This window comes from Paraburkholderia sp. RL17-347-BIC-D (assembly GCF_046027915.1).
Classification (GTDB): Bacteria; Pseudomonadota; Gammaproteobacteria; order Burkholderiales; family Burkholderiaceae; genus Paraburkholderia.
This window is the reverse complement of record NZ_JARESS010000033.1, coordinates 79,829-97,911: the sequence shown is the minus strand read 5'-3', so window position 1 is coordinate 97,911 and position 18,083 is coordinate 79,829. Positions and strand designations below refer to the sequence as shown.

Annotated in this window: 12 protein-coding genes; 9 read left to right on the top strand and 3 right to left on the bottom strand. The window is 59.6% G+C overall.

Annotated elements, in window-relative coordinates; all coding sequences use genetic code 11:
* Window positions 1-1,983 precede the first annotated feature (1,983 nt).
* Window positions 1,984-2,958, bottom strand: coding sequence for a ParB/RepB/Spo0J family partition protein (locus tag P0D96_RS33030; protein WP_408317773.1), 975 nt, complete (start codon window positions 2,956-2,958; stop codon window positions 1,984-1,986).
* On the bottom strand, window positions 2,955-4,172 hold the full coding sequence (locus P0D96_RS33025) for a ParA family protein (RefSeq protein WP_132381211.1): 1,218 nt from the start codon (window positions 4,170-4,172) through the stop codon (window positions 2,955-2,957). The genes P0D96_RS33030 and P0D96_RS33025 overlap by 4 nt, the downstream gene beginning before the upstream one ends.
* Window positions 4,173-5,414: 1,242 nt before the next feature.
* Between P0D96_RS33025 and P0D96_RS33020 the strand changes: the two genes are divergently transcribed.
* Together P0D96_RS33020 and P0D96_RS33015 are read left to right on the top strand one after the other, a co-directional pair.
* Entirely contained in the window at window positions 5,415-6,911 is a 1,497-nt protein-coding gene (locus P0D96_RS33020) for a replication initiation protein (protein ID WP_408179737.1), read from the top strand.
* A 150-nt stretch (window positions 6,912-7,061) separates the two neighbouring features.
* Window positions 7,062-7,370 carry a putative quinol monooxygenase gene (locus P0D96_RS33015; RefSeq protein ID WP_132379765.1) on the top strand — a complete coding sequence of 103 codons (309 nt, stop codon included), beginning with the start codon at window positions 7,062-7,064 and terminating at the stop codon, window positions 7,368-7,370.
* A gap of 657 nt (window positions 7,371-8,027) precedes the next feature.
* Here P0D96_RS33015 and P0D96_RS33010 read toward each other — a convergent pair.
* Window positions 8,028-8,744 (bottom strand): MBL fold metallo-hydrolase, encoded by a 717-nt coding sequence (locus P0D96_RS33010; protein WP_408317771.1) that lies wholly within the window; start codon window positions 8,742-8,744, stop codon window positions 8,028-8,030.
* Between the two features lie 1,042 nt (window positions 8,745-9,786).
* Here P0D96_RS33010 and P0D96_RS33005 point away from each other — a divergent pair.
* The 7 genes from P0D96_RS33005 (at window position 9,787) to P0D96_RS32975 (ending at window position 18,067) form a co-directional block, all read left to right on the top strand.
* On the top strand, window positions 9,787-10,779 hold the full coding sequence (locus tag P0D96_RS33005; protein ID WP_408288336.1) for a LacI family DNA-binding transcriptional regulator: 993 nt from the start codon (window positions 9,787-9,789) through the stop codon (window positions 10,777-10,779).
* A 475-nt stretch (window positions 10,780-11,254) separates the two neighbouring features.
* Window positions 11,255-12,196, top strand: coding sequence for a MurR/RpiR family transcriptional regulator (locus P0D96_RS33000; protein ID WP_408317769.1), 942 nt, complete (start codon window positions 11,255-11,257; stop codon window positions 12,194-12,196).
* A 390-nt stretch (window positions 12,197-12,586) separates the two neighbouring features.
* A complete protein-coding gene (locus P0D96_RS32995; RefSeq protein ID WP_408317767.1) occupies window positions 12,587-14,050 on the top strand; it encodes an N-acyl-D-amino-acid deacylase family protein in 1,464 nt (487 codons plus the stop codon).
* Entirely contained in the window at window positions 14,047-14,985 is a 939-nt protein-coding gene (locus P0D96_RS32990) for a carbohydrate ABC transporter permease (protein WP_408317765.1), read from the top strand. The genes P0D96_RS32995 and P0D96_RS32990 overlap by 4 nt, the downstream gene beginning before the upstream one ends.
* Window positions 14,982-15,881, top strand: coding sequence for a carbohydrate ABC transporter permease (locus P0D96_RS32985; RefSeq protein WP_408317763.1), 900 nt, complete (start codon window positions 14,982-14,984; stop codon window positions 15,879-15,881). Before P0D96_RS32990 ends, P0D96_RS32985 begins: the two co-directional genes overlap by 4 nt.
* A 48-nt stretch (window positions 15,882-15,929) precedes the next feature.
* A complete protein-coding gene (locus P0D96_RS32980) occupies window positions 15,930-17,276 on the top strand; it encodes an extracellular solute-binding protein (protein ID WP_408317761.1) in 1,347 nt (448 codons plus the stop codon).
* Window positions 17,276-18,067, top strand: coding sequence for an alpha/beta fold hydrolase (locus tag P0D96_RS32975; protein ID WP_408317759.1), 792 nt, complete (start codon window positions 17,276-17,278; stop codon window positions 18,065-18,067). The genes P0D96_RS32980 and P0D96_RS32975 overlap by 1 nt, the downstream gene beginning before the upstream one ends.
* The last annotated feature ends 16 nt before the right edge of the window (window positions 18,068-18,083 follow it).

Below are 18,083 nucleotides of genomic sequence, written 5' to 3'. Positions count from 1 at the left end.
AGGCCAGAAGGGGCTTGAATGCTTCGCCTTGCCAGCGTCTGGAGGTTGGCAGAGATGTCCGCGCCTCGATGGGCACTGTGCAAGCGCGGAGGGATTTCTCACGCAGTCGTATCCAGGGTGAGGCGGCACGAAGGCACTCGGAATAGCTGTGCGCTGCGCCCGTTTGCCGGGCATTCGTCGTCGATTTGCAGTGGTACAACGTGTTTGTACTGCGGGAATGTTCGCGTGGCGATTGGCGTACGCTACCTTTGCGGCAACCCATGTCGGGACATCGCGGACCCGGTGACAGAAACGAGGACTGGCGGCTGCCGTCGACAAAGCCTGCCGAAGAGACACTAGGAGTCGTTCACGCACGGCGGCGGCGCTCCTCCCCTGAATGCGCGAAGTTCATCCACTCGCGGCGTACCATGTCGCTGGAAGTCAATGGCCCCACGGTACCGGGCACACAGTACTGCCTCGCGTGCGCAACGGTCCTTCTGATGGGCTTGGCCAATATGCAGCTATCCGCGTGTTTGCCCCAGCCCGGGCGCGAGCAGCACGAAGAAGCAGATACCCTTGGAAGGTCGCGATTCTGTGAAACCGAAAGTGGCGGACAGAGTTCGTTCGAATCTGGTCGTCGAAGGGCCACGCGCTCGCGGCCGATCGCGAACATGATTTTTAGGATGCGAAGAAGCGAGAAGTCCCGCCTCTCTCGGGTGGTGATCCCAACCACGGAGACCCGCGAGCAAAGCATGTGCTCATTCTGTGGATTGGTAGTGGATCCTGCGCCACGGGTTAGACCGAGCCGTGACGCGGACACAGCTGCGCCTCGCGGAGAACGAAACTCTCGCGCTGGACGTGCGGGAACCGCGCCCTTCGCTGGCAGCGGCGCCGCACGCGCTGCAGTACACGTTCGTCAACCTCCTCGCGGCCGGCCACCTGCGCGTGGATGTGCTGCAGCGTGTGCTGAGTTATGCTTTTCTCCAGAGTGCAACGATCTACATATTGGTAGAGCGGGCCCGCAGCCTTTGGGGCAACGGGTTAGTTCTAACACGACCACGCTTGTGCGAGGTAGAGGGAGGCAACGCCACTGGACGCACTTTCCGCCCTCGCTATCAGCGGCGAGCAAATGAACAGTCGAGTCGCTGCGCTGTCGCCATATATTGCCCGCTATGGGTTGAAAGGTGTGGCTTGAACGCGTGTCAGGGATGCTGACGCCTCTACACGAAGAAAAGTCGGACAGATCGAAGCAAATCGACTATCGGCCGCGGGTGTCAGTAATACCGACACTCCGAACAGGGCGCGTTGAAGAGTCGCTGTCGCAACCTGTCAGTACACTCGTGGCTCCTCGTGTAGCGGTTGCGCAGATTCCAGTGCATATAAACCTCGGCCACGCGGTCATGCCAACCAAGCCGGTCCCTCACATTCGCAAGAGGAAATACCGTGACTTTAGGCAACGCCGACGGGACCGCGGTCCACACTACAGCAGACTCCACACTCGAAAAGCACATCAAGGAGCAGGTGAGGCATACGTTGAGACCCACGTGATGACCGCGATCCGGTTCATCTTCTGGCGTCGCTGCGGGTAAGGCTCTCTCCTCTATGGAATGCACAAGCTCGCTGCTGACTCGCGCTTGGAAGACGACCCCAGAGGGCTAAGGTTTTCTGCTTACAGTCCTTTTTGTTAAAAACTCAGAGTGTCAGTAATACCGACACTGCTCCCACAGGGCCGGGCCGGCCAAACGTCCACGACGGGACGGGTCGTCCACCGTATGCAATTCAGAATCGGTCGTGTCGGTTTCACTGACACATGTGCGCCCAATGTTGCGCCTTGCCCGAGCGGAACGCGAATCGCAGACACGGCCTGCCATCGACCTCCCACCACCTCGGCGATAGAACACATCGTCTTGCTTCAAGGCGTCCAGTGTCAGTATTACTGACGCCCGCGTCGGCACAAAAAAAAACCCGCTCGACGCGGGCTCCTTTGTCGCAAGAAATGCTAGGTCACCGCGGCTCGCCCTTGTACAGCTCACTGATAAGCTGCCGAATTCGCGCCTCTTGTGCCTCGGTCAAAGCCGCAGCCTTGATTTTCACCGTAAAGCTATTGACGTCCTTGGTAATGCTTCCCGCCTGGTCTTTTCCGGCGAAGAATTTCTCGATAAGCCTCTCCCGAGCCGTCGTCCCCGACGCACGACGGGTCACCATTGCGATAATCGCCGGTGCAAGTTTGCCTTGGGCCAGATCTCCCTTGACCACATCTGGCCAGAGTTCGCGTGCAGCCAATTCAGCTTCGCCGCCGTGCTTCTTAAGGGCCGAGACAATTTCCTCTGCAGCGTTACAGCCGAGTAGGGCGGGCTGCAAATCAAGGTCCTTCTTCATGAAGTCCGGCAGATTTTCGAACGCAAGAAATTGATATAGCCCGGTACGTGAGAGGCCCACTGCCTCCGCCAGCCTTTTGCGGCTAGGAAATTCGCTCTCAGACCGACGAAGCGAGATGGCCACTTCATAATCGGTGAGGTCGTCCCGGTCCATATTCTCGACCAGCGCCAACACAATCATGTCCTGGTCGGAGCACTCGATGACCACTGTCTTGATGTACTCCGCCCCGAGTATCTTGTGTGCTCGCCAGCGCCGCTCCCCTGCCACAATCTGGTAGGCCGATTCAACCCGACGAACCACGATGGGCTGCATGAGCCCGACTTCGCGAATCGACTCTGCCAGCTCGGACAGCTTGGCTTCATTGAATACGCGCCGCGGCTGCCAGGGATTAGGAATAATTTCTGTCACTGGCAACTGCGACGTCGTCCCAGACGACTCAAGCTCCTGTACCCTCAACTGCGCGGCCGCCAATGCTCCGGCCATCCCCGGTGCCGTCTCTGTCCGACTTGCGCGACGGCTGGCATCGGGGGTTCGTTCCGCTGTTGACCGAAGATTTGCGGTCTTGGCCAACATCTGATCACGGATATTGTTGGCGCTCATTGTGCTGGCCTCCATTGCTTGACGAACATGTCATCGACCCATCGGCAATAGTCAATTAACGGCTGCTTGACGCGCGCTAAGGATTTCGCCTGGCTATGCGAGCTGCTGATGTCAAAAACGGTCGTAAATGCGAGAGCACCTGAGCTCATTACGGAACTGGCAGGAACCTCAAACGGGTCCAGCCAGTGACGATACGCACCTTGTGCCCACGTGCGGACAACCGGTGCCGCGGAAGTGCTGTTGTAATTCACGCGGGTCAGCAACACAGAAACGAAATCGTACTTTTTGTTAGCTTCGTATTTGATGAACGACTTGGCGACGTCTGAGAAAAGTCGCCAGAAGGAAAGCGAGCTGAAGAAGTCGAGATTCTCCGGGACCATCGGCATTACCATGGCGTCCGCTGCCATCAATGCGTTCAGGTTGAGGTAGGACAGGGAAGGCGATGTATCCAGAATGATGTAATCATAGTGCTTGCGCAATGGCGCTAGTCCATCCCGGAGCACCTGCCAGAACTTGAATCCTGCAAGCTTCATCTGCATCGCGGGAAGGTGATACTCGGCCCCGACCAGTTCTGTATGCGCTGGAATGATATCCAACCCATCCCAGTACGTTGGCTGCACCCGGGAGAGCAGACCTCCTTCGACCTTTTGGTCATAAACAAATGGAAGCACTGTATCGTCCGGAGATACCTCTTTTTCGGCGTACAGCCCACATAGCTCGGAAAGCGAAGCCTGGGGGTCAAGGTCGACAACGAGAACCTTTCGCCCGCGCAGGCTCAACCCTTGGGCAAGGCACATCGACGTTGTGGTTTTAGCCGAGCCCCCCTTCAACTGCGACGTGATGAGTACTTTGCCTTCGAAATCGCTCGGTCCAGCTACCAGAGGCGTCTGGTAGATGTCCGACACCTGTTGTACCCAATTTCGGGCTTCACCTAGTGTAAATAGCCGACTTCGGCTTCGTCCTGTCCCGGTGGACTGCCCTTCCGGCAACACACCATCCCCCTTGGTTGCCAGGTATTGCACCTGCTGACGCGTCAGGCCGCATAGCTCTGCGACTTCTCCAGTCGTAAACACCGGCGCTTCCTTGCGCGGGCGCGGCGCGAGAATTTGGTCCCGTAGTTCAGTTGCATAATCGGTGACGACGTCCGCGAAATCTGAGATTTCCTCAAGCGTCACGGTTCGGTCTATCGGCATCGGTTGGCTGACATTGGCCATTTCGGAGTTTTCCCTGGAAATTGAAGCTAAACGGAGAATACAGGAAAAACGCAAAAACAGCGTTGTATTGTCGTCCAGTTTCTCAAATACCGTTCGTAAGCCACTGTTTTTTATGCCTTCAACGATATCGGTGGCAGCCAACGTGAACGAAATCGCCCGCACAAAATCTCTCACCTTTAAAGCAGGTGACGCCGCCGGGGGATGCAGTTATGGACAAAAGGTGAGAGTTTTTGTCCACTAATCCGTCAGACCGAGCCGAGGAAACGGGCTGAGAGGCTAGAGTTCAAGATGTCTGGTAGCGATGAGAGCACATACATGGGACGATTACATTACATTTTTATTTCGTTTGACAGAAGAAGCGGGCAAAGGTGAGAGATAGTGTGCATCCACACAAATGCCAGTATCGGACGCGCATCCGCATGCACAAAATCCCTCACCCCACGGTCATCAACATTCGCCGCTGAAGGTTGTACGTAGGACGATCGTCGCGGCGCAACTGAATGTGACCGACGGCGTGGACGAAAGACCTCGTGTGAATCGGCCAGCAGAAAATGCTGCACACAATCTCTCACCTTTGAAGCAGGCGCGAAGAACATCACCGAGACTGACGCTCCAAATGCATGTGGGGCGGCACTGCTTCTCTCATCCGAAAAGCGCCATCGTTCTCGCCATACAGACCTAAACGCGGCGGGAGACTTGTTGTCTCACTCACTCGAGCGCGCAGAGTTGACAGCCCTATTTAGGTCCCACCGCATATCGGACCTTTGCGCTCGGCTCTGATGTCTAGCGCGGGCCGTTTAGCTAGCCACGTTGCCGAGCAGTTTGTTGGTTGTTTTAAAGAAAAAAAACGAACTAACAAACGTACAGGGGAAATGCGATTCCTTTGTTATCAAACGGTTAGTGCCGGACAGGTGAGACGCAATGTGCCGAAGGTGAGAGAAAATGTGCACCTCAGGTGAGACATTTGGGTGCAGAAGGGGAGATTTATAGTATGCCGAGGTGAGAGACAAAAGCGCGTTTTACCGAAGGTGAGAGATTTTCCTGCGTCACCTGTGGATAACCGGCTGAAACCCTCTACCATCATGGGCTGCGGCACCGACGCTTTCACTAGTGGTGAGAGATGGTGTGCCGAAGGTGAGAGATGATGTGCATGCTGTTCGTCTCAGTGCCAAAGGTGAGACTTTCTTGTTGACATCTCACCTTTGTATGCCTAGAGTCTGCTGAAATTTCCAGGGAACAGGCATGTCCAGCAGCGTCGACCGGCGAGTCACTCCTCTTCAATTTGCACTGGACCTATTCGTCGAGATGGCGCCGGCGCAAAGGTCCATCGATGAGACTAGTCCGGATAAAGATATCGGGTATCAAAAGAACCGGGTCTTCGCGCGCATTATCGGATTAGGACTGTCCGCCAGACGCTTTGTGGATGCCGCTTACTTCATCGTCGCGCAGGACCCTGAAATTCAGGAAACCTATGACGTGACGCTCAGCTTTTTTAAATGGCTGATGCGCTATGACAGCAGGAATAAGAAACATTTTTCCAGCGTCATTCGCAGCGTCAAATCTTCGATGCTCGAAGTGATGAGTGCACCGGTAGTGTCCGTAGATTCGAAAGGACGCATGCTGGAGGAACCTCTCGAACCCGGCGAGGAGGGCAGTGCCGGTGATGACGATGCGGATGAGGACTTGGCCGTCCAGAATGAAGACGGAGACTGGCTTGAGTTGATCGGCCGGGTCAGCGTCAGAAATGGCCGGATTCGCTTCCGCGTGCCTATCGAACTGCAACGCCTCATCAAGGACCCTGAGAACTCGTACTGGACCAGCCTGCTAGTCACCTCGAGATTTACGCTCATATACGCTCGAGGCATTTACGACCATGTCTTGCCATCCGTACCCAGCGGGCTAACAGACTGGCTGTCACTCGACCTTGTTCGAAACTTGCCCGGCAAGTCATGGGCAAACAACGCCGAGTTCAAATACTTCAAGCGCGATTATCTCGAGCCAGCCGTCAACCAAATCAACGAACTGTCCGACATCGAGTTGTCGTATGAGACCCGTGCCGGAACTCCCGGCTCGCGAAAGAAAGACCAGATACGCTTCCGGCTCAAACGCAAAGAAGGGGCATTGGCATCCAAAGCGGCCATGCTGAACTCAGTCGTACTCTTCAAAATGCTTCAAGACGAATTCGGACTGTCTGAAAAACAGTTTGAAAAAATCGCTGAGAACAGGTTCGTCTGGACGGACGAGCGCATTCAACAAGCCATCGACTACACCCGCTGGACAATCAGGCAGGGTATCAAGGTGAAAAGAGCATCCGCCTACCTCATGAGGGCTCTTTCGGACAACTACCGGGTATCCGACGCCGACAGGCAGGTCGAGTTGATTCAGGCCCAGCTTGTTGAGGCCGCGACGGGGGAACAGGGGACGAGGTCTGACAGGCAAAAGGAAGTCGAGGCCAGCCTAGCGGCAGCCAACGCGGCAGCCGATAAACGTCGACAGGAGGAGATTCGTCTGGCGCGCGAATTCTTCGACACAGCGGACAAGAAGACACGGGAGGACCTCGTCCGCAAGTTTGTCGCGTCGAGCACGATGGGACTGCGCGCTATTGAGCGTCAAATGCTCAAACCGGCTAATGTCACTGAGGCCAACATTCTGAATCTGCCAGACGTTGCCAATACGTTCAGTTCGTACGTCGCCGGCGAAATTAGAAAAGCTGCGCGTGTACGCGCGCGGAACCCATAACGTTCTGTACGGTTATCAGCAATCCTGCGCTTCGCTGCGGAAGTTGCCCGACCAGAACCGCACAGTGAGGCCCTGTCAGCAAGCATGTCCAAATGCGGCTATCATTTTCGCGCGGCGATCGGCGCCGAAACAGGAAAGGAAGAAATCCGGATGATCCATGTCATTGCAACGATCACTACCCAGCCCGGTCAACGCGAAGCCGTGCTGGCGCTTTTCAACAAAAACCGTCCGGCGGTGCTGGCGGAAGAGGGGTGCATTAGCTACGAGGCCGTAGTCGACGTACCGGACTTCGGGACGATTCAGACATCGCTCGGCACTGACACCTTTGCTGTAATCGAACGCTGGGAAAGCGCGGAAGCGTTAAAGGCGCATGCGGCCTCCGCGCATATGGCCGAATACGGACGCAATACTCGCCCGTTGCTCGTGAGCCGCGTCATCAACGTGCTCCAGGCTTGCTAAAGGGCTGGGCTCGTGCAGCCCTGCTTTTGATGAGCAGGGAATGTCTCAAGCAGTCGGGCACCTAAACGATCAATGATGCGGTGAATGCGTTCGCAGCATATTGGCTGCGACGGTGCGATGGGAACAGCGTGCTCTTGGCTACACCTGCGCAACGGAAGCCGAATCAGTTGCGCGCGGATCTGGGAACGGAACGACGCTGGTACTTGTGGCCCGCCTACAGGGCGCGAACCCGTTCTTCACGAACAGCAGGAAGGTCGGGAAGATGCTCCTTCGAACAGACCGATCGCAAAACGTACGGCCGCCCGTTGCAACGCGTTATGGACCATGCTCTGCGATAGTTCGGCGATGCTCCACAGCACCCGCGTAACGGCAATGAGCGTCTTGCCGTATCTGTGGTCGGTGAGCCGGCCCAGATCGGCTGCGCGATGCCATAGCCGGGAAAAAGCTCGCCGGAGGCGAAATCGAATACCGCGGAGGTCGACGCCAGTTCGCTGCGATGGCCGGTATCGCGAAGCCCAAGTTGATGCGATCCATGAAGTTGATCATCGTCGCCCTGCGGCTGGAACCATCTATGCCTCATCGTCTGTTTCCGTGGCAATACCGACCGCTTACCGGACCTGCGGCGGGGGATACACCTTGCAATCGAAAACCTTTGGCTCATGCGCCGGTAGCGCTGTTGCTCCAAGCGCCGCGATGCGGCGGAAGCTTTCGTCGTAAGCGCGCAGGTCCGTGTGGTTGCCGTTCGGGATCGGCTCGCTGCCGTCCTCCGGCCAGTTCTCGTAGAGTGGAATCAGGTCGCCCGCGATGAGATACGGTCCTGCCTGCGTGTCGACCAACACACCCTGTGAGCCCCGTATGTCCCGGCAGGCGCAATACGCGGATGCCCGGCACCACGTCGGCGTCACCGAACGCCACGTCCATCCGGTCGAGAATGTCCACCCACGGTGGAGTGCGGCCGCGCTGGTTGGTTTCGTAGATCGGACGCTGGAACGGCACCGGCCAGACCGCCTCTTTCAACTCGGCTTCCTGGACATGAAAGCGTGCGTTCGTGAACAACCGCGCGCCGCCGACGTGGTCGTTATGCAGATGAGTGAGAATGACTAGTTCGACGGAAGCCGGGTCGACGCCTTCGCGCGCCAGACCGTATTGCAGCAGGTCGTCGATTCCGGCATCCGTCTCGGTGTAGCACTGCGGTGCGCGCGAGCGGGGACCCGGCCCGGCATCGACGACGATCGTTTGGCGAGCGCTGCGCAGCAACCACGCAATACAAGGCGCATGCAGGCGCGCGGAACCGCAGTTCTTGCGGTACAAAAAACACGAGCGCTCATGATTGACGATATCGCCGCAGCGGATCGGTACGATGGTGAATGCCATGTCTGAGGCTCGCTTCAACTGTTTTGTGATGCTGACGCAGCGTGCCCACTTGACGGGCTGGGCGCTGGCCGAATCTGGGTCGGTGATCAGATGAACGGTCGTGGGGCGAGTTCGGTCGTTTCCCTTCCCACCCATTCATGAGGAAGGTGATGCTGCGATCTTATCGGTACACATGACTCTTCCGCGCGCATTGCCGGGCGATAAGGTGCGTTGTCGCGGTCGCTGGTATGGCCGTTCGGAAGCCACAGTATAGGTGAAATGAGTAAGCGCTTTCTCATCAATTTATTGGGGTTTACCCGTAAAAAGCCCCGAGGTTTTGTGTGCTTTGATTAAATTTCGAAGGAAATCTCAAACGCTAGAGAAACGATTACTTAAATTGTGTATTTGGTGAATGCCACTTTGGGTGCCGCTGAGCCCGGTCTTCGCACGCCGACGTCAAACGCGTGGTGCCCGCGAGTTCGAATCACCCGATGGGATTGCAGCGATGCCACCGGGTAATCGCCAATGCGCTCGGCTGGATGGAAGCGGAACAGGCACGGCATATCGGTCGCATGCATGCGGATCAACTGGTTTCGTCCCGGCAGTACGCCGACGGCGCTGCGCCATCCTTTCGTTGCTCAGCCATCACTACGTGATGCAACTGACAAAGCGCTGCATCGATTACCCCGACTAGCACTTCGTGATCGCCCCCAGTGTGTCGAGCAATGCGCGCAACCGCAGGGGCAAAACGTACGGCAGCTGGGCTACGCGCCGGGAGAATAGCGCACGATGGTACGCCGTACAGATCGCGGCCACGGGGAGGGTGAAGGATCGGCATGAGGCGCTCTTTCCGGCAGCTTCGACTGACTCGTACAGTCGACGCGAACGCTGAACGGACCGAGCATACGAAGGCCCGCGCCCAGCGGTGGCCATTTCTCAAGGTGCCGCGTTATAGTATGCCGCACAGGGAAGGCGCGATGGTGCGCCTCGACATCGGGCAGGGTTCAAGTTGACCAACGAGGCAAAGAAAAGAGCGCCGCGTCGCAAATCGAATGCGATTTCCGTGATCGATGTTGCACGCGCGGCAGGGGTATCGACTGCGACCGTCTCGCGCGTGTTGAACGGCAACGCAAAGGTAGCGGCTGAACTGCAGAACCGCGTGCGCGACATCGCGCAGGAACTCGGCTATACACCGCACGCCGCGGCGCGTGCGCTGGCATCACAGCGCTCGAAAACGATTGGCGCGGTGATCCCATCGCTGGAAAACCAGAACTTCGCGATCGGCGTGTTCGCGCTGCAAAAGCGCATCGGGGAAGCCGGCTATACATTGCTGCTCGGATGCTCGTACTACGACCAGGAAGACGAACTGAAGCAGGTCCGTGCCCTGATCGCGGACGGTATCGCCGGGTTGATGCTCGTGGGCCGCAGCCACTCGCCTGCGCTCTACGAACTGATCAAGAAGGAACAGATTCCGCTCGTCAATGGCTGGACAGTCGATCACGACTACCCGTATGTCGGTTTCGACAACGTGGCGGTCGGCCGTCGCCTTGCCGAGTATCTGCTCGATCTCGGGCACACGCGCTTCGGCATGATTACGCAAATGACGCAGCACAGCGATCGTGCGGCTGATCGCATCATCGGCGTGCGCGCGGCGCTGCAATCGCGCGGGCTGCAGTTGCGCCACGAACATCTGATCGAGATGCCGCACAAGATCATTGAAGGGCAGATGGCGATGAAGGCGCTGATGAACGGCCCTGAGCGACCGACGGCCGTCATTTGCGGCACCGATCTGCTTGCAATCGGCGCGCTGGCCGAGGCGCGCGAGTCGGGTATCGACGTACCGGGCGACCTGTCGATCGCGGGCATCAACGACATCGAATTTTCCAGCTTCACGTCGCCGCCGCTAACGACCATGCGGCTCGCCGCTGACGAAATCGGCGCGCGCAGCGCCGAGTATCTGCTCGCACGGATCGAAGGACGGCCGGTGAGTTCGCAGTATATCGTTCCGACCGATCTGATCGTGCGCGGCACGACGGCGCGTCCTCGCAACACCTAGGTCGCCGACGCGCGGTGTGGCGCGTCATGGAAAGACGCAAAGTCGGGCGAGCACGGACTGCGGCGCGTGGCGCGACGACGGGCCGGCGATTCGTGTGTCCGGACCGACTGCTCGGATTCTCAGTGACTCCGACAACAAGTGCATGGCTGACGCCTACTCTGCACCATGCGCGGACTCAGCACGCAACAAGTGCGGCCGCATTCGCTTCGGCGGCAGTCCGCGCCTCAGATGTGCCGGACAGCAACGGCAAGAATGCCCATTTAGCGACCTCCGCATGGCAAGTTCCATGCACGACAGGTGTGTAATCCAGTTTCTCCCGACGTCGCAACTCGCGATTGCCGCCACGTATGGAGCTGACGCGGAACAATTCCTGCGCGTGCATGTGAAATTTGTTTACACTGGCTAGTGCAAAAACGTTATCAGGAAAACTGCGTGCGGGGAGTCAGGCGTGCGCACAAAATCAGCGAACTGAAGCATGAATAACCTGCAAGTAGTACCGCACTCGACGACCGACACTCTGGCAAGAGTCCGGGCGATTTCAGACTCCCTGCCTGACGCGCAGCAACAGGTGGGAAAAGCGATACTTGCCGAGCCGGAGTGGTCGGTGCGAGCCAATGTCGCGGAGATTGCGCACCGCGCCGGAGTCAGCGCACCGACCGTCGTTCGATTCTGCCGCGCTGTGGGCTTCGAAGGTTTGAGCGACTTCAAGCTGCAGCTTGCGCAGAGCCTGGCGGTAGGCACGCCGTACCTTCATCGAGCGGTCAACGCCAAAGATGATGTACCGAGCCTCGTCCACAAAATCCTGTACGGAGCCGCCGCAGTGCTGACCGGTCTCGAGAGCCAGCTCGATGCCGACACGATCAGTCACGCCATTGAGAAGCTTGCCGCGGCCAGCCGGATCGACTGCTATAGCGTGGGCAGTGTGTCGACTTTTCTTGCCAACGACGCCCAGTCGCGCTTCGCGCGCCTGGGTCTCACATCGAACGCTTATTTCGATCCGCATATGCAGGTCATCTCGGCAGCAGCGCTGTCACCCCGGGATGTCGTGCTCGCGATTTCACACGTTGGACGCATGCCGACCTTGCTGGAAGCGGTAGCGCTCGCGCGCGAACAAGGCGCGACAGTGATCGGCATTACCCGGCCCGACACACCGCTCGCAAAGCAGTGCACTATTCCGATCGGAATGATCGTGCCCGAGGACGCCGCTGCGCGTGTGGGCACGGAGGCGTACCTCGCGGGCCAGATACTCATCGAGGTTCTGATGGTCGGCGTTGGCTTGCGGCTCGGACCATCGGCGCTCGAGCGGCTCAAGCGAGTCCGGTCCGTGCTGCGCGAGAGGGGCGTCGATAGCGACGTCCACCCGGCGTTGCAGCGTGCCTGGTCGGAAGCCGAGCGCGACGCACTTGGCGATAAATAGATACGTCTACCCTGGCGGCATAGCGCCGCGCGGTTGGCCTCCGTGATCGGCCAGCGCCCCCAAAGTTTACTTTTTTTCTTTTTGACATCAAAGGACCAAAGCATTACGCTTGGTTCTGAAATTTAGTTACATCGAGCGGTATCGCCACGTAAGGAGGAGGATGGCTGATCAATACAGGAATGCACTATTTCAATAGGACTACAAATTGATTTAGTACCGTAAACAGCGATGCTGCAATGCGTTTTGTGTTTGGTTCTTTGAAACGCCGGGCGTCCGGCGGAGCGGATGGTGTTCTTTTTTGGCGGCGTATAGCGACGATACCGGGCCTTTAAAAATGAAATTTACTTACATCTCATCCACAGCGACATTTGCCTTGGCGAAACGGGACCTATGAACGGAACACAGGAAGCGCAGGGCTCCGCGCATTGGTTGTTTCAGGGCGGTGTCGTGATCGATGGCAGCGGAGCGTCCCGTTTTCGCGCTGACGTGCGCGTCGAAAACGGCCGCATCAGTGAAATCGGCGCGGACCTCGGGCTGCGCGGGGCGACGCGCATCGACGCGTCGGGGCGCGTTGTGGCGCCGGGATTTATCGACGTGCATACCCACGACGACGAATGCGTGCTGTCGGCGCCGCAGATGCTCTCCAAGATCAGCCAGGGTGTGACCACCGTTGTGGTGGGCAATTGCGGGATCAGTCTCGCGCCGCTCGTGCACTCGAATGTGCCGCCGCCGCTGACCTTGCTGGGCGGCTCGGACAAGCATGTCTTTCCGACGATGCAGGCCTACGCGCAAGCCGTCGATGCTGCGCGTCCAGCGGTCAATGTCGCGGCCCTCGTCGGCCACTCGACATTGCGCGTCGCGACAATGGACGACCCTTACCGCGCCGCGACGCGTGCGGAGCAGGCGAAGATGGCGGACCTGATGCGCGAAGCGATGGCCGCGGGCGCGACGGGGCTCAGCACGGGCCTTTTCTACGACACCAACGCGGCGGCAGACGTTGCCGAGGTCACCATGCTGGCGCGTATCGCCGCCGAAGCGGGTGGCGTTTATACCGCGCACATCCGCAACGAAGCCGAGGACGTGATCGCGTCACTGGACGAAGCGTTCACGGCAGCACGAGATGCCGCTCTGCCCGTGGTGATCTCACATCACAAGTGCGCGGGGCCCGCCAACTGGGGACGGTCCGTCGAAACACTCGCCCACATCAACGCCGCGCGACGCGCGCAGCCGATCGGCCTCGACGCGTACCCCTACGTCGCCGGCTCGACCATTCTGCGCCCGGACCTGGTGGACGGCATCATCGAAATCATGGTGACGTGGTCCGAGCCTTACCCTGAAATGAGCGGGCGCTCGCTGGCCGATATCGCGCAGGAGTGGCAATGCAGCCAGCGAGAAGCTTGCGAGCGCCTACAGCCGGGCGGCGCGAGTTACTTCCAGATGCGTGAGGACGACGTGCGCCGCGTCCTGCAATACGAGGCGACGATGATCGGCTCAGACGGCCTGCCGCACGATCGTCATCCTCACCCCCGCCTGTGGGGGACCTTTCCGCGCGTGTTAGGCCATTACGCCCGTGAGCTGGGTTTGTTCACGCTGGAGGAAGCCGTGCGTCGCATGACCAGCCTGTCCGCACTCCGTTTCAATCTGCTGGATCGCGGCGAGATCGCGGTTGGCAAGCACGCGGATCTGGTCGTGTTCGATCCGGATTTCGTAATCGACCGCGCCACCTACGCGCAGCCGACTACGCCGGCCGCCGGCATCGACAGCGTCATGGTGAGCGGCTCGATGACTTACCACGCACAAGGTCCTACCGGCATTCGGGCCGGCAGGTTCCTGCGTCTGGGGACCCGCTCATGAGACCGTCACTGTCGTTGTCGTCCGGCAATCAGCGCCTTCGCAGCAAACGTATCGGCTACGATCGCCGCGCGTTCGCCTGGCTGCTCAACACACCGGCGCTCCTCGCGATCGTCCTGCTTTCCGCGTTCCCGATAGCCTACTCGGCGTGGATCAGCCTGCACCGGTACAACCTCCAGCGTCCGCGGGCTTTCAAGTTCGTCGGCCTGTCGAACTACAGCGACATACTGGAGTCGTCCGAGTTCTGGACCGCCCTGCGGATCACCGCCGTGTACACGGTGCTGGTGGTCCTGCTGGTGGTGGTGTTCGGCATCCTGATCGCGCTGCTGCTCAACCGCGAGTTTCCCGGCCGCGCGCTGGTGCGCACGCTGGTCCTGCTACCGTGGGCCATTCCGCCCGTGGTGAATGGCCTGATGTGGCAATGGATCTATGACGCCAAGGTGGGCGCACTCAACGGGCTGCTGGTCAGCCTTGGCTGGATCGACCAGTATCGCGGCTGGCTGTCGACTCCCACTTCGGCCTTGCTCGCGCTGGTGTTCTCGGAAGTCTGGAGCCTCCTGCCGCTCGCGGTGATCCTGTTGCTCTCCGCGCTGCAGCGCATTCCCGCGGAGCTTTACGAGGCGGCAGGCATGGACGGCGCCAGCAGGTTCCAGCTGTTCCGGTACATCACCTTGCCCTGGCTTTCGCAGTCGCTGCTCGTCGTATTGATCCTGCAGACGATGTCCGCGCTCCGGGCGTTCGACATCATTTATGTGCTGACAGCGGGCGGTCCCGGCACGGCTACCACCACGCTCACCTGGCAGACCTACCTCACCACGTTCGACAACCTCGATTTCGGCCACGGGAACGCCTACGCCTGGCTTGTTAGCCTGATTACGCTGGGGCTTGCCCTAGCCTATTTCCGAGTGCTGTACGGACGTGGGGACTTTGAAGCATGAGCGCTCTTCTCAACTCGTTGGTCACACCCGCCGGCCGCCAATCGCGGCGCAAGGTATTCCTGATCGTGGCGGGGATTGCCGTCGCGGTCTACATCCTCGCGCCGTTCTGCTGGCTGCTGCTGACCAGCTTCATGCATGAACGGGACGCGCTGACAGTGCCGACGCAGTGGATTCCCCGCCATCCGACGCTCGAGCACTACAAGATGTTCTTTCATCCATCGGGGACGAGCGCGATCGTCGGCGGCCGGGCTGCCGAGGAAATGCTTCCGGGCATGCTGAACTCGCTGATCGCCGCGCTCGGTACGGCCGCGGTCAACCTGGTGCTCGGCACGCTCGCAGGCTACAGCCTCGCTCGTCTGCGTTTTTGCGGTCAGGGTGCGCTGCTCGGTGTTTATCTCGGTTCGCGCATGGTCCCCGGTATCGCGCTGATCGTGCCGCTTTATCTGACACTCAAGAATCTCGGCATGCTGGACCATCTGTCCGCGCTGGTCATCACCTACGTGACCTTCACGCTGCCGTTCACGATCTGGCTGCTGAAGAACTACTTTCAGACGATCCCGCGCTCGCTCGAGGAAGCCGCGCTGATGGACGGGTGCAGCTGGTTTCAGATGCTCGTCAAGGTGCTGCTGCCCGTCGCCATGCCCGGACTCGTCTCTTCGGCCATGTTTGCCTTCATGACCGCGTGGAACGACTACCTGTTCGCCGTGATCCTGACGAGCACGACGGCGTCGAAGACCTTGCCGGTAGTCGTCGCGGGCTTCGCCACCGACGTGACGACCCAGCGCACGCTGATGGCGACGGGCGGCGTACTGGCCATCATCCCGCCTCTGGCGCTGGCATTCGTGTTCCAGCGGCTGATCGTCCAGGGACTGACAAGCGGTGCGGTGAAGGACTGACTATGGCAACCCATTCAATGCAATCTCATGGCCTCAAGGAGGACCACCATGTCGTCCAGTGAAGATTCCTATCATGCGTTGTCCCGCCGCCGGTTTCTGACGATGTCCGCGCTCGCTGGCACGGGCGCGGCGCTCGGCGGCCTCGGGCTGATGTCGCCGGCGCGCGCCGCCGATGTCTCGGTGCGATTTGCGGGCTGGGCTTTCGAGCCGCAGGTGGTCGAACAGCGCCTGCGGCAGTTCATGGCCGAGAATCCGGACATCAAGGTGAACTACTCGCCGCTCGACATGCAGTTGTATAGCGAGAAGATGATCGCCCTGTTCAATGCCGGCTCCCAACCGGACACTTTCTACGTACGCGACACGGACCTGGGCGCATGGGTCGACGCGGGCTGGCTGCAGCCGATCGACGGCTTGCCGAAGCTCGACGAATTGAATCGCGACATCTTTCCTTTCGACCGTCAGGCGCTCTTTTACAAGGGCAAGCAATACGGTACGCCCTACTACGGCGACATCTACGTCTACATCTACGACCGCGCCGCGCTCGACAAGGCGGGCGTCAAAGCGGCACCCGTCACGCTCGATCAACTCAAGAGCGCGGCCCTGGAGGTCAAGAAAGCAGGCCTCGCCCAGTACCCGATCCTGAAGGGCTATAAAACGAACGTGGACGGGCTGAGCGAATTCTGGTCCATGGTGCTCGCCTCCGGCGGCCATCTGTTCAATCCCGCGATGGACCCTGTGTTTCCCAATGAAGACAAGACCGCGCTGACGGTGCTGCAATGGATGGTCGATGCAATGCATAGCTGGCAGATCCTCGACCCGCGTGGCCTCGAACTCGACGACACCCAGGTACGCGACGCCTTCCTGAGTGGCCAAGGCATTTTCACGTCCAATGTCGGAAACGTCTTTCCTCGCTCCAACAATCCGCAGTACAGCAAGCGTGCCGGCAGCATTCGCATGACGCGCTTTCCAGCCGTGAAGGATGTCGGCAAAGGACCGATGGGATGGGCGCGCCTGTATGGCATGAGCGCGCAGACCAAAGCGCGCGACGCGGCCTGGCGTCTGATGTATTTCCTCGGCGGCAAGGATGCCAGGGGTCAGTTCTCATCCGCCCAGACGTGGTATCTCAAGTACGGCGTCGGGTATCCGTTCAAGCCGCTCGACAGCGATCCGCAGATTGCGGCCTCGCAGAAACAGCTGGGCTACGAGCCAGCGATCATCCAGCAGCAAATGTCGAATGCCCGCACGCGCGAGAACATCGCCACGACCTGGTACACCGAATGGGACCGCTTTACGCAGCAGCAGATTCAGGCTGTGTTGATGCGGCAGATCACGCCGATCGCGGCATTGACCGCGTCGGCGCAAAAAGCGCAACAACTGAAGAAGGAGGCGAGTTAATGACCAATTTCACGCTTGAGCGGGAGGGCGCCGGCCCCACTGCGGTGTTCCTGCACGGGTTCTGTCAGTCGTCGGCCTACTGGGAGCCGACTGCCGACCGGCTCGCCGCCGCCGGCATTGCCTGTCTCGCGCCCGATCTGCCGGGCTTCGGCGCGTCGGCGGGGGAACGCGGTCCGTACTCGATGGCCGCGCTGGCGGACTCGGTCGCGCGCCTGCTCGATGAACGCGGCCTATCGCGCATCACGTTGATCGGCGGATCCATGGGTGGCGTCGTCGCGCAGCAGTTCGTCTTGCGCTACCCGGAACGCGTCGCACGTCTGCTGCTCGTCGCGACCGGCGCGATGGCCGCAGACCCCGCCGCGGCGCTGGCGAAGGCCGACGCCATGGCGTCAGCACCCTGGGACGAAGCCGCGATCGAGCCGATCGTGAACGGGTTCTTTCTGCGCCCTCCATCGGCTCCTGACTTGGCAAGGTTCCGCAGCATCGCGCTGAGTGCGGCCCAAGCCGCCGCCGTCGATGCGGCACGTTCCAACGCATTGAATAACACGCTCGACCAACTCGCCTCCATCCGGGTTCCGACGATGATCATCCAGGGGCGGCACGACCGCGCGCGCACGCCCGAGCATGGAGCAGAAATGCGCGCAAGGATTGCGGGCGCCGCGTTGGCCGTCATCGAGGACGCAGGCCACACGCCGCAACTCGAGCAGCCGCACGCATTTCATGACGTTGCGCTGCCTTTCCTGCGCGCCGCGTGTATCGATCAACCGGTTGCCGGCCGGACCTTAGCCTGAACCACGGAGAACGTAG